An 18,906-nucleotide genomic window follows, 5' to 3' on the forward strand; every position below is an offset into this window, starting at 1 on the left:
TAGCTAACGTTCAGCACGTCGATGCTGCCCATTCTTTTTCCTTTTGACGAGCGAGTCTTGCGATGGCGGATTGGATTAGATCGAATGACGTTTTAGGGACGACGAACCGAGGCAACCCCTGTGAGTCAGGACTATGCACATTGTGCCGCGCTGACTGCAAAGGTAAATGTGAAACATGGCTTGGGTCCATGGTTGGACGCAAACTGCTTTATCCACGTGACTTTGGCTTGGTCACCGCCGGCAGCGCTAATACAACTCATGTCGGTGTCAATTACAACGGCTTGCGTATCCAAGGTGGTGTTTACGGTGCCAAAGGTTTACCACCGGGATTGACGACATCAGCCGACGATTGTGTCTTCCCAAATGTTTCGGTCGAAACGGAATTTGGAAACAAGGTCAAGACGAAAGCTCGCGTGCCGTTGATGACGGGCGCACTGGGGTCGACGATTATCGCCGCGAAGTACTGGGAATCGTTTGCGACGGGTGCAGCGTTGGTTGGATTCCCTATCGTTGTTGGCGAAAATGTCGTCGGAGTCGATCGCCAAAGCGTGATCAACAATGGCCGAGTCACCAAAGCACCGGAGCTGGATCGACGCATTGATACTTTCCTGCGTTACTACGATGGGTATGGTTCCATCATCGTGCAGCTAAACGTCGAAGACACGCGAAATGGTGTTGCCGAGTATGTTGTCGACAAGTACGGCGACAAGGTCACGATCGAATTGAAGTGGGGCCAGGGTGCGAAGAATATCGGTGGTGAGATTCAAGTCAGTAGCTATGACTATGCAATGTTCTTAAAGGACCGAGGGTATGTGGTTGATCCTGACCCTTCGCTTCCGGACGTCAAAGATGCGTTTGATCGCAATGCAATCCGTGCCTTTGCTCGTCATAGCCGACTGGGTTATACCGACCTCACCAGTGAAGCCGCCGTACGCGAGAACTTCATGCAATCGGTCGACTATTTGCGAAGCCTCGGTTACCAACGAGTAACACTAAAGACTGGATCGTACGGAATGGAAGGCTTAGCGATGGCAATCAAATATGCCAGTGAAGCGGAGCTCGATTTGTTGACGATTGACGGTTCAGGAGGCGGGACCGGAATGAGCCCATGGAACATGATGGAAACGTGGGGAGTGCCATCCGTTCTGCTACACGCCAAAGCAAACCAGTATGGGGAAATGCTCGCGAATGCGGGAAAGAATGTCGTTGACATGGCGTTTGCTGGCGGACTTGCCCGTGAAGATCATATCTTCAAAGCACTGGCCCTCGGTGCACCGTTCACCAAGTTGATTTGCATGGGCCGGGCGTTAATGATTCCCGGCTTCGTAGGCTCCAATGTCGAAGGTGTTCTCAAAGGAGAGGACCGCGAAGCGATTGTGGATGGAGAGTTGGTCCGCCGCGATACCGTTCACGGCACCTGGGACAAGCTGCCCGCAACCGTCCGAGAAATTGGACATTCGGTGGATGAGATTTTCGCTGGCTACCATGAAGTGCAGGATCGGTTGGGTAAGGACGAGATGAAGAACGTTCCGTATGGTGCAATCGCGATCTGGACCCTAGCAGACAAACTTGCTGCGGGCCTTCAACAGCTGATGGCCGGCGCTCGCAAGTTCTCGCTCAACCAGATCGATCGAAGCGACCTCGTATCCGCGAATCGTGAGACGGAGGAAGAAACGGGCATTCCGTTTATCACGGATGTCGATGACGACAAAGCCAGAAAGATCTTGGCGTCGTAGACGACCGGCTACTTCCACGAACGAATCACTCCATCGATGGTTGCCAATCGAATCGATTCGAGTAGGAACGCCAGTTTGCGAAACAATCGTTGCAGCAACTTCGATCAAGGTGGCGTCCGTCGACAATGACAGAGCTGACCATGGAAAAGAGCATGGTAATCAAAGGCAACTTGATGGGTTCATCGTCTAATCCTGGCCGAGAAATATGCCAACGACAATCGAATTTCGATCCGCTGATATTCTAGAAGATACGACGGCGACCACCCGCCAAATCATTCATTAGGCGTTTCCGAATAAAAACACAAAATTATACAATGGAACCGGTCACTTGTTGCTGATATGTTGAAGGCTTGTCCCAACTGATGGACTGACAGAGCCGCTGACAAAATTCAAGGAACAACATGCCTCAGCCTACTTTCGCCGTCTCGGTCACCCTTCGCATCAGGAGCGAGCATATTGATTCATTTCGAAAGCGTGTTTTGCAACAAGCTCGCGACTCGGTCGATCGAGAACCGGGATGCCATCAATTCGATGTTCTGATCGACGAGTCCGAGCCTACTGTCTTCGTACTGTATGAAACCTATACCGATGCGTCAGCGTTCGACGATCATCGATCGACACCTCACTTCAAGGACTTTGATGCTCAGGCTAGCGATTGGATCGAAGCGAAGAACGTTCACTGTTTGACTTTGTTGGAGAAATAAACGGATGAAGACTTATCGAATCGCAGCGTTACCGGGTGACGGAATCGGCCCGGAGTGCATGGCCGCGACGCGGATCGTACTCGATCGCATTCAAGCGGAAACTTCAGGACTTTCGCTTGAGATCACACCTTATCGAGCAGGTGCAGAATTGTACCGCGACGTTGGTGTGACCCTTCCCGACGCGGTGGTGAAGGCTTGCATCGATGCGGATGCGGTATTGTTGTCGGCGATTGGTTTGCCCGATGTTCGTTTTCCGGATGGAACAGAAGTCCAGCCGACGATGATGGTAGGATTGCGTCGGGCGCTTGACGTACACTCCGCCGTTCGGCCGGTGAAGTTGTATCCGGGTGCTCCATGCGTTTTGAAAGAATCTGGCCCAGGCATTGACTTTGTCGTCATCCGCGAAAATTTGGAGGGTTTGTTTGCTTCGTTCGGTGGTGGTGCCAAAGTGGGACGCGAAGTCGCGACCGATACGATGGTGATTACACGATCCGGAACGACTCGCGTCGCCGACTTTGCATTTCGCTTGGCCCAGCGACGCGGTGGACGTCCAAGCGATGGCAAAAAAATGGTCACCTGCGTCGACAAAGCGAACGTGTTTCGCAGCATGGCTTTCTTTCGCGAAGTCTTCATGGATGTGGCCCAGTCGTATCCCGAAATTGCCAAGGATGCGGTGTACGTGGACGCGATGAGTCTCTACATGGTGCAAAATCCTTGGGACTTCGACGTGTTGGTAATGGAAAACCAATTCGGTGATATTCTGTCCGACTTGGGTGCCGGTTTGGTTGGCGGGTTGGGGTTGGGACCATCGGCCGAGATTGGCGAAGAACATGCTCTGTTTCAACCCTCCCATGGCACCGCACCCCAGCTTGCGGGCAAAAACGTCGCCAATCCGATGGCAACGATTTTGTCCGCCGCCATGATGCTCGATTGGCTTGGTGATCGATACGATGATGCCGTTTGCATCGACGCAAGCGTGAGAATCGAAAACGCGGTTGCGAGTGTCTTAAAAGATGGATCTATCCGTACGCCCGATATCGGCGGCACGGCCTCGACGACCGACGTGGCCCATGCGGTTGCCGATGCACTTCAAGCTTCCATCCCTGCCTCCTAGTCTATTCTCCTACCCCTGAGACCTAGCATGATTCGACAACTGTTCTCGACCGTTTTACTGTTGACCGTTTGCTGCCAAGTCGGCCTGACACAACCCCCACGCTCATCCGATGGCGATGGAAGTGTCCGCGTAAGCGGTGAACTGAAAATGTGGCACAAGGTGGTTCTCGATTTGAGCGGCCCGTACGCTCACGAAAAGGACGATGCGCCTAATCCGTTCACCGACATTCGAATGACGGTAACCTTCACCCACGCCGGTGGGAAACAGATCACCGTGCCCGGCTACTTTGCTGCCGATGGAAATGCGGCCAACACGTCCGCCGATGCGGGAACGGTGTGGCGAGCATTATTCGCTCCCGATGAAGCGGGCGAGTGGACATACGAAATCTCGATGGTCCAGGGAGAAGATGCTGCTCTTGACGCCAATGCCCCATCGAAACCGCTTCTTCCCTTCGATGGCAAGCGAGGAAAGTTCCAGATCACTGACTCTGATAAACAAGGCCGCGACCTACGAGCGCACGGACGGTTGGACTATGTCCGCAAACACTACCTGCAATTCGCAGGTTCGAAAAAGTATTTTCTCAAAGTCGGAGCCGACGCACCGGAAACGCTACTCGCGTACGCTGATTTCGATAATACAATCGCTGGCAATGCCAAGAAAGCTCCCTTGAAGACGTGGTCTGCTCACGAGCAGGATTGGAAAGACGGTGACCCGACCTGGCAGAACGGTAAAGGGAAAGGCTTGATCGGAGCGGTCAACTATCTATCGGGAAAAGGTTGCAACGCGTTCTCGTTCTTGACGTACAACGCGGGTGGCGATGGCGACAATGTGTGGCCCTTCGTCAGCCGCAATGACAAGCTGCATTATGATTGCAGTAAACTCGACCAATGGGGGACCGTCTTCGAACATGGAACTCACAAAGGAATGCATTTGCATTTCAAAATGCAAGAGACCGAAATCGATGACAACCGAATCGGTACAGGCGGAAAAACCGGGAACGTACCCGAGTCGCTTGATGGTGGCGCGCTGGGTCGGGAACGAAAACTGTATTGCCGCGAACTGATCGCGCGGTTCGGCCACAACTTGGCTCTGAATTGGAACCTCGGTGAAGAAAATACTCAATCGACCGATGAGCTCCAAGCGATGATTGACTACATCGTTCAAACCGATCCCTACGATCATCCCGTTGTGATCCATACCTTTCCCAATCAACAAGACAAGGTTTACAAACCGTTGTTGGGTGAGCAGTCAAAATTGACAGGCACTTCGCTACAAAACAGCAACCTCGAATCGACTCACGCACAAACGATCAAATGGGTCGACGCCTCTGCCAAAACGGGTAAACCGTGGGTGGTAGCATTCGATGAATCGGGCAGTGCGGCTCATGGCCAATGTCCCGACCTTGGTTATCAAGGCTTCGACGGTCACGATGCGTCCGGAAAAATGATCTACACCCAGGACAAGGTTCGCAAACAAACCTTGTGGGGAACACTGATGGGTGGCGGTGCCGGGTGCGAGTATTACTTCGGTTACAAATTCGACCAAAACGACCTCCTTTGCGAGGATTGGCGAAGCCGTGACCAAAGTTGGGATTATTGCCGAATCGCAATCGGGTTCTTTCACGATCATGAAATCCCGTTTTGGGAAATGAAGAATGCGGACGCGTTGGTCGGCAATCCGGACCATGGAACATCGGTTTACTGCTTCGCCAAACAGGATCAAGTCTATCTGGTTTATTTGCCAAACGGCGGTGAATCGAAGTTGGACTTGAGCGACGCCACGGGCTCGTTCACCGTCGCTTGGTTCAATCCGCGCGATGGTGGCGATTTGCAGGAAGGCAGTCTGACGGCGGTTGATGGCGGCGGCACGGTGTCGCTCGGAATGCCACCCCAAGACGCCGATCAGGATTGGTTGGTCGTTCTGAAGAAGAAAGAACAAAGCCGAATCAGCCAGCGTCCTCTGAATTGGCAAAGAGTATCGACGAGCGGGAAACCCCACGCTCGCCATGAAGCGGGGTTCATCGAATGTGACGGAAAGATGTACCTGCTCGGTGGCAGACGAATCCAACCGGTCGACATCTTTGATCCCAAAACTCAAACGTGGACGCAGGGCAAAACGCCACCCATCGAAGTTCATCACTTCCAGCCTGTCGTATGGAATCACCGCATCTACTTGGCTGGCGCGATGACCGGAAGGTACCCGCGTGAAAAGGCGATCGATCGCATTTTGATCTACGATCCCCGTATCGATGAATGGTCATGGGGACCAGAGATTCCAGCAGATCGTCGACGCGGTGGTTCCGGTGTTGTCCTGGATGGCGATTCCTTGTACATGGCTTGCGGAATTCAAAACGGGCACTGGGATGGATGGGTGACTTGGCTTGATCGGCTTGACTTGAAAACGGGGACTTGGGAGCGGCTCCCGGACGCTCCTCGCGCCCGCGATCACTTTCAATCCGTCCTCATTGACAACAAGATCTACGCTGCCGGTGGACGCAAAACATCGGGCGTCAGTAAACAAATCTTCGATCTCACGATTGCGGAAGTCGACATGTACGATTTAGACGCCGGAACATGGTCGACGCTTCCCGTACAAAGCAATCTGCCGACGCCGCGTGCCGGTTGCTTTGCCTTTCGCATGGGGGATGAGTTGCTTATCGCTGGTGGCGAGTCGATGCAACCGACCGCGCACGATCAAATCGAAGCTTTCGATACCAAAACGGGCTCGTGGAGGGTGATGTCGGTCTTCTCGCAAGGTCGACACGGAACGGGGATCGGGCAGTACGAGGACATGCTCTACACCGCAGCCGGTGCAACAAGTCAAGGTGGTCGATTGGAGCTTGACTCGACCGAAGTACTAATCCTTCCATCAAAGTGAGCAGGGCGACACCTGCCGCAAAACCGCGTGATGGAAAGATCATGGGATAGCGGAAATACCGCGAGTCTCTACAATCCCGATATGGAAGTCATTGCATTACAATCAGGAAGTAACGGAAATTGCATCTACGTCGAAGCGGGTGGAAAGCAACTGCTTTTCGACGCTGGTATCAGCGGCGTTCAAGCCGAAAACCGGCTGGCGGAACATGGGCGTGATATTCGTGACGTCGATGCCCTCATTATCTCGCACGACCACAGTGATCATACACGCTGCATGGGCGTTTATCATCGGAAATTCGGTCTGCCGATTCATGTGACCGACGAAACCATCTCCGCCCTCCAGCGAAAAAATCGAACGGGACGGATCGATGACGTCCAACGATTCAAGTCAGGCAGCACTTTGAACTTTGGTCACGTGCGAGTGGAAACGATCAAGACACCGCATGATGCCGTCGACGGGGTGGCGTTTGTCGTCGACGATGGATCGAATCGCTTAGGGATACTCACCGATTTGGGACACGTTTTTTCGGGTCTCGATTGTCTGCTGTCAACACTCGATGCCGTCATTATCGAGAGCAATTACGATACCGACATGTTGGCCAACGGACCTTATCCCGAATCGCTCAAACGCCGTATTAGCGGTCCAGGCGGACATTTGTCTAACGCCGAATCAGCGAATCTATTGCTGCGATCAGATAATCGAACGCTGCAATGGGTTTGCATGGGCCATCTATCGGAACATAACAACGACCCAGACTTGGTCTATCAAACGCACCGCACCACCCTCGGTACGCAGTTTCCTCTCTTTGTCGCCGACCGCTACGCAGGCAAGACACTCCCGCGACTCAAACCGCGATAGCCAATGGATGGCGCTCGTGACGCTTCTTCATTTTCGCTGTACGATTCGCTGTCTGTCGTATGCTTCGCTGGTTCGTCGTACGCTTCGCTGGTTCGCTGTACGCTTCGCTGGCAAGCGTGTCAGCTTTCCTTCTCAACGTCAGCGACCTGTTCCGTCTTGGGACGGACCACATCGGTGGCCAAACCGACCCATTCGAGAAACTGAATCACTCGCCACGACATGTCAAATTCGTACCAATGATGGCCGTGCGAGGCGGCACGTGGCTGAGCATGATGATTGTTGTGCCATCCTTCGCCGTGACTGATCAGAGCCACCAACCAATTGTTGCGGCTGTTATCACGCGTCTCATAATTGCGATAGCCAAACACGTGCGAGAGAGAATTGACTGCCCATGTACCGTGGAGCACAAACACCGTGCGGACGGCAACCGCCCAGACAAACCAACTATACGAATAGCGAACCGCTTCCGCAGCGATGCCACCGCTGACGGCAAATCCAAATAAGGCTCCCATCAGGCTAATCAAAACGGCATGGGCGACAAAGACAAAGAACCACCCGCCTCGACGTTCGAGTCGCAAATAGAACGGATCACGCAATAAATCACGCACATATCGCTCGTAATGACTGGTTCGATCCAAATCTCGGTGGCGGCAAACGACCCATCCGACATGGCCCCATAGAAAATTTGCTAGCGGCGTGTGGGGATCCGGTTGGTGGTCGCTGTGTTGATGATGCATGCGGTGAATCGCAACCCACCGAGCGGGGCTATCCTGCAAATTACACATGCCTAATATCGCCAAGCCATGCTCGAGCCATTTCGGGCAATGGAAGCCGCGATGAGTCAACAAACGATGGTAGCCTATCGTGATGCCCATCATGCCGAAGACGAAATGGCCAAGTACTGCTAAAATCAGGCCCGACCAAGTAAACAGATAGCCAAACGAAAAGGGTAGAAACGCCAACAAAGCAATGAGATGAACGGTCGACAATACGATCACGTATTGCCAAAGAATCTTTAATGGCTGAGTCGCTTCAGGCAGAGGTAAGCGCTGTGGGTCGACCCCCTCGGTTGGTAGGTTGGTCGATTCGTCCGTTTCAGGCTGCGACAAGGGAGAGTCGGTGATGGACAAGACAGCATCTCGAAAGAGTGGAGTATAAGGTAAGCTTCAGGCTTGCGATGGGAAGATCTGTAAGCTGGAAGCTTACGCCACTTTAGGTATTTTCTGCTAGCGAATAAACCGGAAAGTGGCCAAAATCCCAACAAAAAAGCCGATCCAAGGGTTCGGATCGGCTGTTTCGATGGATGTTGTAAACGAAGAAAACGTAGCCTACTTGGCGTCGTCTTCCTTCTTCACTTTCTTCTTTCGCTTCAGCGAAACCTTCGGCACGCGAGTTTTCGCCATACCGACGATGTTTGCTTCGGGGTCGAAACGGTCGATTTCCTTCAGCCGTGCAATTCGCTCGGCACGGGTCAGCACGTTTCGCGTCTTGATTGCCCCAGCTTGAACTTTGAGGCTGCGATCCATGGTCATATTAAAGCTCGGTCGGTCAAATTCGAGTGATGAACAATTTTCAAGCCCGCTTTTCGGATTGGGGCACTATTTGGAACACGAAAAATAACGAATCGACCCGGGTTTGGCAAGATTGCGTTTCCATTTTCACCCCTCAAAACCAAATATTACGCGTTTTGTTGGTTTTTTGAGGCTTCGCCGTTTGCGTTTCGATGCCGATACGTGACAATCTGGGTGCATTCGATTCCCGTTCGGGCTTGCCCCAACGGGATCACAATATTCTTGCTAGCTATCAGTTGTCGCTCCGGCTCGGGCAAGCCCGGCGGAAGTAGGATCAGTCAGATACACGCTGCTCTGATTCGCGAGCTCAGCCTCTAACTTTGAAGGAAATTTCGTTTGAACGAGTGGTTTTTCGTTATCGGCCAAATCGGTTTAGGCTTGGTATTGTTGGTAGCCGGCGGTGAATTTCTCGTTCGTGGCGCGGTGGCGCTCGCATCGGCACTACACATTTCACCCTTGGTGATCGGATTGACCGTCGTCGCATTTGGCACTAGCGCCCCCGAATTGGGGGTAAGTTTACAGGCCGCATTCGCCGGCAGCGCCGATGTAGCAATTGGCAACGTCGTCGGCAGCAATATCATCAACACACTGTTCGTCCTCGGGGCAGCCGCTCTTGTCACGCCGCTGATCGTTTCGAGTCAACTCATTCGCTTGGATGTCCCGATCATGATCGCGGCCTCCGGTTTACTTTGGTGGATGTCGTCGGACGGCTCGATTTCCCAAATCGAAGGGATCACTCTCTTCACGATTTTGATCGTCTATATTGTCTATTGTATTCGTAAAAGTCGAAGTGAATCGAAGCAGGTTCAAGAGGAGTACATTCGCCAATACGGCGAACCGGAGGTCGCTGCTGAATCGCCCGCCCGGCTTTCGACCTTTCTGAAGAATTTTGGATACTTGCTCGCCGGACTCCTTCTGCTCGGCCTCGGTTCCAATTGGTTGGTCGACGGAGCAACAAAAATCGCAACGTCCCTTGGCATTAGCCAATTGGTGATTGGTTTGACAGTGGTGGCCATCGGTACGTCGCTACCGGAAGTGGTGACGTCGATCGTTGCCAGTTACCGAGGCGAGCGAGACATCGCGGTCGGCAATGTGGTCGGCAGTAACCTGTTCAATATTTTGTGCGTTCTCGGTTTGACGGCGACCGTCTCACCAGCGGGAATTAGCATTGCTGCAACCGCCATCCACTTTGACATCCCGGTGATGTTTGCCGTATCCGTCATCTGCATGCCGATTTTCATGAGTGGCCATTTGATTGACCGAATGGAAGGAGCGTTGTTTTTGATGTACTACGCCGCCTACAACACGTTCATCGTGATGACGGCCAAGAGTCCCTTTGCGGCCAATCAATACACGCGCATTTTGTTCTGGGTTGTCTTACCGCTGACGATCTTGCCAATCGTCGTTTCGATTGTCACCGTTCGGATTCAAAAGAGTAGAACGTAGGCTACCTTACAACCTTAGGCTGCGTCGTTAAACAGTCGTCCGCCACCAGTTTGCTCCGGTTGTTTTTGTCCATACGCATTCGAAGATGCCCGATAAGTCGGCGGCGTGTCCGTTCCCGACAACATGCGAACCACATCGGACGTGTAGGATGCTAAATGGAATTGGCAAACAAATAGCGATAACGCACGCTGATGAGATATCGCAACGGCTTCAGAAACCCGTTTCGCTCGCGATGCCAATGCGTTGTCTCGGTCTCGATGGGGCGCATGAAGCTTCTCAAGTAAAGTCGTGCCATAGGGTGGTGCCTCTGCATCAAGCAACAGAGACTCACGCTCGGCGACCAAGGTTTCGAGCTCTCCGACCGCTTCGATCAATTCGCCGCTTCGAGCCGTCACATCGGAATGGTCCAGCGCCGCCGTCGAGACCGTTGACTTTGATAAGATCCTTTCGATCGAGTCCGCGACTCGTTCGAGTCGGTCAACATAGTCTCTCACTCTTTGATGCCAAATTGGATGTGTCATGAGTTACCCTGCTTTGCGACTGAGCTGGAATAGATCGAACATCGGGTCGGCAATTTCGCTGGCAGACGATTCGGTCAAATCTTCGACGATCAATTGATCAAGCTGTTTTTGAAAAACTTCCTCCGTTCTTCCACCGTGCATGTAAGCCGGCTTACCAACCGTTTTTCGCATCGATGCCAACATACTGCCAAACATCGTTTCACCAACAAACTTGGTGAACGCTTCTTTGGTCTCGTTTTCAGGCTTTGCCGCGACGTTCTCCGACAAGGAACTTGACAACGGACTCTGCTCCCACTTCGACCCCAATGTATCGAACGAAGAAGATGATTGAATATTCATTTTTTTCCTTTAGTAGCAGCGTCTCTCCGAGACGCTCAAAAATCCGGCGTCTCGGAGAGACGCCGCTACGATGCCAATCAATACGGCGGCTCGGAGAGACGCCGCTACGATGCCAATCAACCCGGCGGCTCGGAGAGACGCCGCTACGATGCCAAACAATCCGGCGGCTCGGAGAGACGCCGCTACGATGCCAAACAACCCGGCGGCTCGGAGAGACGCCGCTACGATGCCAATCAATACGGCGGCTCGGAGAGACGCCGCTACGGTGCCAATCAATCCGGCGGCTCGGAGAGACGCCGCTACGATGCCAATCAACCCGGCGGCTCGGAGAGACGCCGCTACGGTGCCAAACAATCCGGCGTCTCGGAGAGACGCCGCTACTGAATGGCGACTATTCGAAGACAACTTCACCAAACAAGTCGCCTTTGCGTTTGAGTGTCTTGATGATCGCAATCAGATCGGATGTTGGAACGTCAAGTGCATTGAGTGCGTCAGCCAAGTTTTTGAGTTTAGCATTGTCGTGTTCGTTCACCTTGTCGTGGACTCCGACGAAGCCTGCCACACCACCTGCTTCAATCCGCAGATTTCGGTGAGTCACCAAGACCGGTGCAACTTCGACGTCTTTGCCAATAACCACAATCCCTTCGCGTTCATTGATAACGACCCGTGATGAATGGCTAGCCAATTGGATCGGTAAGTTAAGTAGCAGTGCAATGAATTTGATCGGATTGTCTCGGTAGATCGAAGGAATTTGGACTCGGACATGCAGTTGATCGATCGCTTGAGCACGACCCCGCGAGGCATCTTGCGTTGATTGGGTTTGAAAACCAGCAGAATCACCAAGCGTTAACGCGGACAAACTATTGATTTCATCCTCAATACGCTGCGTGTTGTCGAAGCTAGCGAAATCTCGGTCGAGCACGAGAGTGATCATTCCATCGTCGTGAAAGGCAGCTGGCACAGACGCTTCCATCTTTCCGCCCCCCTGGATCGTTGCACTCGTCAGGTTTCCATCGTCACTAAGCCGCATCGCGCCTTGCGCGATTGCATACACGGTCGGATTATCGGCTCGCGGACCAAGCAGTGGTGTCATCATCAAGTAGCCGCCTTCGAGACTTTTGGCGTTGATCGCATTGACCGTTACATCAATCAAGTCCCCCGACTGTGCTCCAACCGCGGGAAGCTTGGCAGTGACAAAAACCATGGCAACGTTTTTTGCGTCTCCGATATCCTTGACATCCAATTGCCCCAGCGAGTCAACCGACATGGGTCCACCCATTAATTGCATCATCCGCGACAACGCTCGAGCCGTCGGTGCAGCATCACTGTCACCCGTCCCCTTGAGACCAACGACCAAACCGAGCCCTTGCAGCGAGTTCGTCTCTTGACCTTTTAGTCGGCACATGTCGCCAAGTTTCAGACTAGCCGCGTTGGTCGATTGGAATGCGGCCATCGCAAACGCAACCGTCAAAATGGATTTGGTAATCGACGAGAAATACGTATTCATGAAATTCTTTTTGGGCGGCGAAGCTGCGAAAGGTAGTGGATCGAGTCAAGAACCTTGCAGTACGAACATCAATCAAAATGGTTGGACACGGTCGAACCAACGGCTGAACCATCCGCGTTTGTATCCGTCACGCAGATGCCCTTGATCCTCTTTACGAATCTCGAGATCGATTACGTCGCGGCTCAATACAACATTATCAGGTGCGATGTCCTGCGCTCGGCAGATCCCGGAGAGCGAGGTTTCCCAAAGGTTATCATTGACTCGAATCGTTTTTCGGGCTTCAAGAACCAAGTTTCCATTCGGGCGAATATCGACAATCGTTGCAGCGATATTAAACGACATCGATTCACGTGATTCGACAGACGCCTCGGCACGATATTGGTTATTCGACTCCGCCGCAACGGTCGGGTCGCCTTCCTCCTGTGGGTCTGGGATGACACGGAAATTGTCGAGCCGGATCCAATCGCTCACTAATGCTTCGTACAATGTTTGCTTGCGACTGTCAGCGGCTCCCTCGGCCATCATTCGAGTGATCTCGTCTACACGAATCGCGATGATATCGTTTTTCTGAAATCGACGAAGTGGTGGCGGTGGCTGATAGGTCCAACTCACACCACTTAACATCGCTGCGTTCGAAGCGGCAGGATTGCCCTGGTTATAGGGATTGCCTTGAATCGGCTGTGCACTTGAAGGCTGTGCCAGCGGCGATAGCGATTGACCCTGAGGCAACGGCTGACGCAGCAGTGAACTGTCCTGACCATGGACGCTCGTCGCTATCGCCAGCATTCCCATACCGATCATGACGATCTGTTTTGCGACGCCGTTTCGGATGTTGAGGCTCTTTCGTTTCATTGTTTGCGTTACCGAGTACATTGCGTTACCGAGTACATTGCTTTACCGAGTACGGGGCTTTACCGAGTACGGGGAGATCGAGTGACGATTTCAACCAATCCGCTTTGCACGACACGAGCGATCAAGCGTTTTCGCGGGTCGAGCGTTTCAATTTCAATCAAATCGGATTCCGCCCCATCCCCTTGCGCCTTTGCGTTGGTGGTGACACTGATCGATCCATTGACGACACGAACTTCCAACAAATCACCTCGACGAATCAAGGTCGGTTTTCCAACATCTCCGATCCGGATCGGCTCATCCTTTCTGAGATAGCTTTTCGTTTCCGTTCCAATCAATTCCGATGGATCGGTATAGAACGAATCCTCCCAATTCTCGGGTTCGATGGGTAGGGTCCGCAAATCGGATGCCCCAATTCGGACCCCAGGTCGCAGGTTGTTTGCCGTTGTGACGGCGAGCGGATTTTCTTTTAGCTCCGCGATCATGGTTGCTTCGACCGCAGCGTTGAGGCCTCGCGACTTGACGTACAAAGAGCACTTGCCTTCTTGGATGGGTGAAAGGAAGTGAGCTTGCTCAATGCCTCGGGCAGATTCCAAACTCAACATCGCTGGCTGCTGAGGATCGATAATCAGTTGATATCGCTTGAGAAGGTCACGATCACCTCTCGCGATTGCCTGCTCGATCCAGGCAATGACGCGATTCGCAAATTCCGGCGGCAACGCTGCCTGTGGAACGGCTGTTGCCGCCGTCTCGATGCGTGGGTGGTAGCTGGTTTGCCGAATCGTGGAATGCCCCAGAGCTGGTTCGCCCGTGTCCTGCTGGCTCTCCTCCGCAGACGGCAAGTAGCGGATCGAGGTCGATTCGCCCCCGACCCAAAGGATCGCGTGCGGGGTCGCTTCGGCACGTACAATCAGTTTGGCAAGACGCTCACGATCGATTCGCATCGCCGTCCCGTCGACAGGCAACAATCCAACCGATGCACGACTCAGCCGTGACCATTGAGGCAAATTCGGATCGAGTGGAACGATGATGTCGCCAAGTCGGACGATCGGAGAACTCAAAACGACATCTTGTTTCATCCGAAAGGTCCACGCTGTTTCCGCATCGACCGAAACGGTCCTCGGTGCCGAACGGCGAACGGGTACGAAGGAACCCGATTGAGCGTTTGCAGTAGCCGAGTCGAAAAAGGTGGCAACAACAATCGAGCAGAGGATGATTCGATAGGCGACGTGTTGATAGGCGATGGGGGTGACCGAGGTCATGCGTCTAGAACCTTCTTAGATTTGAGATATTCTGCATCACTTGATCGCCCGCCTGAATCGCTTGACTGTTCAGCTCGAACGCTCTTTGAGTGGTTATCAAATCGATTAGCTCTTGGACCGGTTCGACGTTGGATGCTTCCAGATTTCCTTGGACCAATGTTCCCATCCCTTGATCTCCGGGCGTCCCTTGTTGTTCTTGACCCGATGCATCGGTTTGCAAATACATGTTTTCGCCAACCTTCAACAGACCGTCGGGGTTGATAAATTGTGCCATCTGGATATTGCCCACCGAGCTAAGCTCGGTATTGTTGGGTTGACGCACCATTACTTCACCATTCGAACTGATAACCATGGCGCTAGCGTCTTCCGGGATTGTGATCGGTGGGTCGAGCAAGCGTCCCGTTTGAGCCGATCCGATGACCAATTGTCCGTTGGCGTTGATATCTAAATTGCCAGCTCGCGTGTACATCGTATCTTGGGTCAATGGGTCGATTGTACGCAGATAGCCTTTCCCGCGAATGGCGACGTCAAGTTCACGTCCCGTTTGCTGAAGCGTGCCCTGCCGCTGATCGGTTTGCGTGCTGGTAACTCGGACGCCCAAACCGACTTGAGTTCCCACGGCGGTCGGGTTTTGCTGAGCATCTCGAACGCCGGGATAAACCTCGGTACGGTAGAGCAAATCTTCAAAGTTGGCACGGTCTTTTTTGAAGCCGGTTGTATTGATGTTCGCTAGGTTGTTGGCGATTACATCCAATTTGGTTTCCATCGCCCCCATGCCTGTGGCGGCGGTGTATAGCGATTGAACGCTCATGACGAAACTCCGTTTTCGATCAATAGGTTTGTGTTGCTTACGACTTTAACACTCGGCCAATCAACGATCCCATCACACTGTCCTGGTTTTGGATCATCCGCACGTTCGCCTCGTAGGCACGTGAGGTTTCAATTAGCTCCATCATGGCCATCGTCGGACGGACCGAAGACAGCTCGACCTGACCCGCTACTACCTTTCGCTGGTCACCGGGGACAAGATCAAAGTCGGCGAGTGGCTTGAATAAGTTGCCACCCACGTGCGACAAGTCACCCATACTTTTCGGTTTGGCCAGCATGATCTCGTACTGAATCTCCCCTTGCTGGATCCGACCGCCAGGAGCAACATGGTAGGCTCTCGTAGGATCCATTTGGATCGGTTTTCCGTCGCTGCCGAGAACTTGATCGCCCGTGGGATTGATCATCCGGCCCTTCGAATCGAACAGGAATTCACCCGCTCGGGTCATGAATTGCTCTTCGCCGCGTTGGACGACAAAGAAGGATTCGGTATCGTTGATTGCGAAATCGGTTTCGTTTCCGGTCTTTTTGAGTGGTCCTTGGTCAAATTGAGTCTGCGCATTTTGAATCGTGACACCGCCACCAATATCGTCTGCACCGCCGAGACCCGGCGACACTTCACCCTCTTCGATCATTTCGGCAAAGCGTGCTTGCAAGATGGTTTGCTGAGGTTTATAGCCTGGTGTTTGCGTATTGGCCAAATTATTACTGAGCACTTCGAGTCGATGGCTTTGTGCGTGGGCACCCGAAGCCGATAAATAGACACCGTAGGGCATAGTTCACCAAACCACTCAAAATAAAACGAAACGTGTTGCCGATTAATCCCCTATCCATCCGTTAACAATTGTCTCGGGATGCTCGCAAGTGCAAAAAACATGAACCCCGTAAAGAATCCCACCAAGCAAACCGTTATTCTTGTGCCCGGTTTCTGTGAACCACGCCCGCTATTGTGGCCGCTACGGCTGACGCTGCGGTCACCCGCCGTGGTCAATGGACACTGCACGCGGAAAGTTCGCATCTTTAAAGATCGAATCGTATTTCGTGATTTGGAAAACAGTGCTAGCAAGCTACGACAGCAAATCGAATCCCTGTTAAAGGAACCGAATCACTCGGTTGCGATCGTGACACATAGTTTTGGCGATTGGGTCGCACGCCAAGCGATCAGCCGAGTGCTTCAGGATTTTGAGGGCAGGGACGCACCGGCGATCTCGCTCGCTTCGATCGCTCCGATCATGACCGCCAGTCCGATTGCCAGGGGATTGCATTGGTTGGGAGGGGACGTGATTTCGGAAGTTGCCGTGATGTCCAATGCCTCTCGGGCCTCGACGAACGTGACGTTCGATGTTGCGATCCCACGTCTGATTGTCTGGGCGAATGTGGACGTCTGGATTCGCACAATGGAGCTGGAAGGAAATGCATTGTTGGAAATACAGCACATTTGGGCCAGTCACTTGTCGATTGTCCTACATCCACGTGTCCATCGATCCGTGAAGAAATTCATCAATGGCGTGATTGCATGAAAAAACGGCCACGTGTTTACGTGACCGTTCCATTTCGTCTGAAATGAGGGTGGCAAAGATTCATCCGCATTGCCAGGTGGTGGTCGTCAAATCGGCAATGCTGTCGAAGTGATCCGTGGTACCGAGCAACAAGGTTCGGGATCCAGACTTGATATGCCATCCTACAAGAATGACTTGATGCACGCTTTGACCGGCACAGACGGTTTGCCGCGTTTGAATGCGAAAAGCGAAGTCAAAATCCTCAAAGCGTCGCGGTTCACCAACCAGACACGCACTGACTAAAGCAATGCTTTCATCCGTTCAACCGTGCGCACAATCGACTCGGTGTCGATGGTGTGTGGACCATTGAAGGCATGAAATTCGGTTTCCGCACCCGATTGCTTCAAGAGCTCCGAAAGCTCCATCGCACTGGTGAAAGGTAATATCGGATCGACGGTTCCATGGGCTTGGTAAATATGCGTATTGGCCAACCGGGTGAGTGATTTGGTCCATTCCGATTCACAAATTAAGGTACCGGAGTAAAGCAGCAGCAGGGCTGGTGGATCGATGTCGCCGCGCAAGACGGTATCGAGCGTCAACATTGCTCCTTGAGAAAACCCTCCCAGTACGTAGGGTCTGTTTGCTGCATCGCGTCCCGATGCATCGGCCAATTCCGAGCGAACCAGCTCGATGGTTCTCGTCAACTCGCTGCGTGCTTCGGAAAGACCTTGAGGTTGGTGATCGTGCATTTCACTGAACTTCGAAGTTTGCATCGCTTCAGCCAACTGTGCCATGTTGATCGGCCACCATGCACGAGCGTCGGGCATCCCAAGTTCGATGAGCGAAAGGGGCGCTGCTGGGAAAACGAAGCGAAATGTCCCCGCGTCAGTACCCAATAGCGAAATCCATTCGAACGCCAATCCCGCTAAATCGGTGCCGGGGGCGCCATAGCCATGACAGAGAATGACAGGGATCGACGGCGACTCGCCACCATCGATGACAATACAATCAAGTGAACCGTAAGTGGTTTTGCGTGGTTGAGGCATTCGTTGAGTACGCTTTCTAGTTGATACTTCGTAAACTTGGTTACTTAGGGGGAGTGGATCTGGTTAAAGATCTCGATAATGTTGGATGTTTGACAGCTTCCACGATCGGGATCTAGGCTTGGTAGGCGACTTTGCACCAGGCCTTAAACCTTCGCAGGTGGATATCACTTAAATCGAGACCCACTAAATCGAGACCCACTAAATCGAGACCCACTAAATCGAGACCCACTAAATCGAGACCCACGGAGGTCGCGACACCGACCAGTTTGGCTTGGCCGCGAAGTCGCAGTTTTTTGCTGATCGAATCCTTGTGCCGTTCGACCGTTTTTGGGCTGCGATGCAAGATCGCCGCAGCGCGAGGGACGCTGAGTCCGTGTCCAAGCAAAACGAGCACCTCCAATTCGCGGCGGGTCAATACGTCCAAGGTGCCAAGCCCAATATACTGAGTTGCTACGACTTCGATAGTCGAGTCCACTTCAAGTGGGTCCCAGCTTCTGGAAACCAGATGGGAGACGACAATAATCAACCTGGTGGAATCCCCTCATATGCTGCAACAAAACGCATCCCAATAATACTCGCATACGTCGCCAAGGCCAATCACACCAAGGTTGCGAGGACTGTATTTCTTGAAATCGATTGCCTGGGCAGTGAGGCGAACTTTCCGGATGACGAGGGAGCCGCTGGCGTCAGGACTCCTTTGTCGTCTCGGATAATCGGCGGCTAGCCCGGATGATTCATGGGCTTGCAAATTG

General features: G+C 52.9%; 19 protein-coding genes and 2 pseudogenes. 9 read left to right on the forward strand and 12 right to left on the reverse strand.

Going from position 1 to position 18,906, the window contains the following annotated elements; all coding sequences use genetic code 11:
• The first annotated feature begins 62 nt into the window (after positions 1-62).
• The 5 genes from Q31b_RS01515 to Q31b_RS01535 all read left to right on the forward strand — a co-directional run bounded on the left by Q31b_RS01515 (position 63) and on the right by Q31b_RS01535 (position 7,289).
• The gene (locus tag Q31b_RS01515; RefSeq protein ID WP_146597905.1) at positions 63-1,736 is read left to right on the forward strand and encodes a glutamate synthase-related protein; all 1,674 of its coding nucleotides are present in this window, start codon (positions 63-65) and stop codon (positions 1,734-1,736) included.
• Positions 1,737-2,137: 401 nt separating this feature from the next.
• Entirely contained in the window at positions 2,138-2,440 is a 303-nt protein-coding gene (locus tag Q31b_RS01520) for a putative quinol monooxygenase (protein ID WP_146597906.1), read from the forward strand.
• 4 nt (positions 2,441-2,444) lie between these two features.
• The gene (locus Q31b_RS01525; protein ID WP_146597907.1) at positions 2,445-3,554 is read left to right on the forward strand and encodes an isocitrate/isopropylmalate dehydrogenase family protein; all 1,110 of its coding nucleotides are present in this window, start codon (positions 2,445-2,447) and stop codon (positions 3,552-3,554) included.
• A 27-nt stretch (positions 3,555-3,581) separates the two neighbouring features.
• The gene (locus tag Q31b_RS01530) at positions 3,582-6,431 is read left to right on the forward strand and encodes a Kelch repeat-containing protein (RefSeq protein ID WP_231617220.1); all 2,850 of its coding nucleotides are present in this window, start codon (positions 3,582-3,584) and stop codon (positions 6,429-6,431) included.
• A gap of 30 nt (positions 6,432-6,461) precedes the next feature.
• Positions 6,462-7,289, forward strand: coding sequence for an MBL fold metallo-hydrolase (locus Q31b_RS01535; protein WP_146597908.1), 828 nt, complete (start codon positions 6,462-6,464; stop codon positions 7,287-7,289).
• Positions 7,290-7,408: 119 nt separating this feature from the next.
• Here the strand turns inward: Q31b_RS01535 and Q31b_RS01540 are convergent, their stop codons facing one another.
• Together Q31b_RS01540 and Q31b_RS01545 are read right to left on the reverse strand one after the other, a co-directional pair.
• Entirely contained in the window at positions 7,409-8,413 is a 1,005-nt protein-coding gene (locus Q31b_RS01540) for an acyl-CoA desaturase (RefSeq protein ID WP_315860375.1), read from the reverse strand.
• A gap of 204 nt (positions 8,414-8,617) precedes the next feature.
• Positions 8,618-8,815, reverse strand: coding sequence for a small basic protein (locus tag Q31b_RS01545; RefSeq protein WP_231617221.1), 198 nt, complete (start codon positions 8,813-8,815; stop codon positions 8,618-8,620).
• A 381-nt stretch (positions 8,816-9,196) separates the two neighbouring features.
• On the opposite strand from Q31b_RS01545, the gene Q31b_RS01550 reads away from it, so the two are divergent.
• The gene (locus tag Q31b_RS01550) at positions 9,197-10,306 is read left to right on the forward strand and encodes a calcium/sodium antiporter (protein ID WP_146597911.1); all 1,110 of its coding nucleotides are present in this window, start codon (positions 9,197-9,199) and stop codon (positions 10,304-10,306) included.
• Between the two features lie 14 nt (positions 10,307-10,320).
• Here the strand turns inward: Q31b_RS01550 and Q31b_RS01555 are convergent, their stop codons facing one another.
• Both Q31b_RS01555 and Q31b_RS01560 read right to left on the reverse strand, forming a co-directional pair.
• Positions 10,321-10,827 (reverse strand): hypothetical protein, encoded by a 507-nt coding sequence (locus tag Q31b_RS01555; RefSeq protein ID WP_146597912.1) that lies wholly within the window; start codon positions 10,825-10,827, stop codon positions 10,321-10,323.
• A 3-nt stretch (positions 10,828-10,830) separates the two neighbouring features.
• Positions 10,831-11,166: a rod-binding protein gene (locus tag Q31b_RS01560; protein ID WP_146597913.1), complete on the reverse strand. Its 336-nt coding sequence runs from the start codon at positions 11,164-11,166 to the stop codon at positions 10,831-10,833.
• On the opposite strand from Q31b_RS01560, the gene Q31b_RS01565 reads away from it, so the two are divergent.
• Positions 11,155-11,550 (forward strand): hypothetical protein, encoded by a 396-nt coding sequence (locus Q31b_RS01565; RefSeq protein WP_146597914.1) that lies wholly within the window; start codon positions 11,155-11,157, stop codon positions 11,548-11,550. The two genes, Q31b_RS01560 and Q31b_RS01565, sit on opposite strands and share 12 nt — an antisense overlap.
• A 7-nt stretch (positions 11,551-11,557) precedes the next feature.
• Here Q31b_RS01565 and Q31b_RS01570 read toward each other — a convergent pair whose 3' ends face one another.
• The 5 genes from Q31b_RS01570 to Q31b_RS01590 all read right to left on the reverse strand — a co-directional run bounded on the left by Q31b_RS01570 (position 11,558) and on the right by Q31b_RS01590 (position 16,385).
• Positions 11,558-12,673 (reverse strand): flagellar basal body P-ring protein FlgI, encoded by a 1,116-nt coding sequence (locus Q31b_RS01570; RefSeq protein WP_146597915.1) that lies wholly within the window; start codon positions 12,671-12,673, stop codon positions 11,558-11,560.
• 72 nt (positions 12,674-12,745) lie between these two features.
• On the reverse strand, positions 12,746-13,525 hold the full coding sequence (locus Q31b_RS01575) for a flagellar basal body L-ring protein FlgH (protein ID WP_231617222.1): 780 nt from the start codon (positions 13,523-13,525) through the stop codon (positions 12,746-12,748).
• A 59-nt stretch (positions 13,526-13,584) separates the two neighbouring features.
• A complete protein-coding gene (flgA, locus tag Q31b_RS01580) occupies positions 13,585-14,784 on the reverse strand; it encodes a flagellar basal body P-ring formation chaperone FlgA (RefSeq protein ID WP_146597917.1) in 1,200 nt (399 codons plus the stop codon).
• A gap of 4 nt (positions 14,785-14,788) precedes the next feature.
• Positions 14,789-15,595, reverse strand: coding sequence for a flagellar basal-body rod protein FlgG (gene flgG / locus Q31b_RS01585; RefSeq protein ID WP_146597918.1), 807 nt, complete (start codon positions 15,593-15,595; stop codon positions 14,789-14,791).
• 37 nt (positions 15,596-15,632) lie between these two features.
• Positions 15,633-16,385 carry a flagellar hook-basal body protein gene (locus Q31b_RS01590; RefSeq protein WP_146597919.1) on the reverse strand — a complete coding sequence of 251 codons (753 nt, stop codon included), beginning with the start codon at positions 16,383-16,385 and terminating at the stop codon, positions 15,633-15,635.
• 99 nt (positions 16,386-16,484) lie between these two features.
• On the opposite strand from Q31b_RS01590, the gene Q31b_RS01595 reads away from it, so the two are divergent.
• Positions 16,485-17,129, forward strand: coding sequence for an esterase/lipase family protein (locus Q31b_RS01595; RefSeq protein ID WP_146597920.1), 645 nt, complete (start codon positions 16,485-16,487; stop codon positions 17,127-17,129).
• 69 nt (positions 17,130-17,198) lie between these two features.
• Complete coding sequence (locus Q31b_RS01600; RefSeq protein WP_197170753.1) at positions 17,199-17,411, forward strand: hypothetical protein; 213 nt, start codon at positions 17,199-17,201, stop codon at positions 17,409-17,411.
• Here the strand turns inward: Q31b_RS01600 and Q31b_RS01605 are convergent.
• From Q31b_RS01605 to Q31b_RS29530, 3 genes and pseudogenes are all read right to left on the reverse strand, one after another.
• The gene (locus tag Q31b_RS01605) at positions 17,408-18,154 is read right to left on the reverse strand and encodes an alpha/beta hydrolase (protein WP_146597921.1); all 747 of its coding nucleotides are present in this window, start codon (positions 18,152-18,154) and stop codon (positions 17,408-17,410) included. The genes Q31b_RS01600 and Q31b_RS01605 overlap by 4 nt on opposite strands.
• Positions 18,155-18,318: 164 nt before the next feature.
• Positions 18,319-18,369, reverse strand: a pseudogene (locus Q31b_RS29525) (hypothetical protein); the annotation flags it as partial.
• 50 nt (positions 18,370-18,419) lie between these two features.
• Positions 18,420-18,629, reverse strand: a pseudogene (locus Q31b_RS29530) (helix-turn-helix domain-containing protein); the annotation flags it as partial.
• Positions 18,630-18,906: the final 277 nt, after the last annotated feature.

Source organism: Novipirellula aureliae (assembly GCF_007860185.1).
In the GTDB taxonomy this organism is placed as follows: Bacteria; Planctomycetota; Planctomycetia; order Pirellulales; family Pirellulaceae; genus Novipirellula_A; species Novipirellula_A aureliae.

Coding starts and splice junctions, on each gene's coding strand:
- Q31b_RS01515 (WP_146597905.1), top strand. CDS start 63: ATGGCGGATTGGATTAGATCGAATGACGTTTTAGGGACGACGAACCGA.
- Q31b_RS01520 (WP_146597906.1), top strand. CDS start 2,138: ATGCCTCAGCCTACTTTCGCCGTCTCGGTCACCCTTCGCATCAGGAGC.
- Q31b_RS01525 (WP_146597907.1), top strand. CDS start 2,445: ATGAAGACTTATCGAATCGCAGCGTTACCGGGTGACGGAATCGGCCCG.
- Q31b_RS01530 (WP_231617220.1), top strand. CDS start 3,582: ATGATTCGACAACTGTTCTCGACCGTTTTACTGTTGACCGTTTGCTGC.
- Q31b_RS01535 (WP_146597908.1), top strand. CDS start 6,462: ATGGAAAGATCATGGGATAGCGGAAATACCGCGAGTCTCTACAATCCC.
- Q31b_RS01545 (WP_231617221.1), bottom strand. CDS start 8,815: ATGGATCGCAGCCTCAAAGTTCAAGCTGGGGCAATCAAGACGCGAAAC.
- Q31b_RS01555 (WP_146597912.1), bottom strand. CDS start 10,827: ATGACACATCCAATTTGGCATCAAAGAGTGAGAGACTATGTTGACCGA.
- Q31b_RS01560 (WP_146597913.1), bottom strand. CDS start 11,166: ATGAATATTCAATCATCTTCTTCGTTCGATACATTGGGGTCGAAGTGG.
- Q31b_RS01570 (WP_146597915.1), bottom strand. CDS start 12,673: ATGAATACGTATTTCTCGTCGATTACCAAATCCATTTTGACGGTTGCG.
- Q31b_RS01575 (WP_231617222.1), bottom strand. CDS start 13,525: ATGAAACGAAAGAGCCTCAACATCCGAAACGGCGTCGCAAAACAGATC.
- flgA (WP_146597917.1), bottom strand. CDS start 14,784: ATGACCTCGGTCACCCCCATCGCCTATCAACACGTCGCCTATCGAATC.
- flgG (WP_146597918.1), bottom strand. CDS start 15,595: ATGAGCGTTCAATCGCTATACACCGCCGCCACAGGCATGGGGGCGATG.
- Q31b_RS01590 (WP_146597919.1), bottom strand. CDS start 16,385: ATGCCCTACGGTGTCTATTTATCGGCTTCGGGTGCCCACGCACAAAGC.
- Q31b_RS01595 (WP_146597920.1), top strand. CDS start 16,485: ATGAACCCCGTAAAGAATCCCACCAAGCAAACCGTTATTCTTGTGCCC.
- Q31b_RS01605 (WP_146597921.1), bottom strand. CDS start 18,154: ATGCCTCAACCACGCAAAACCACTTACGGTTCACTTGATTGTATTGTC.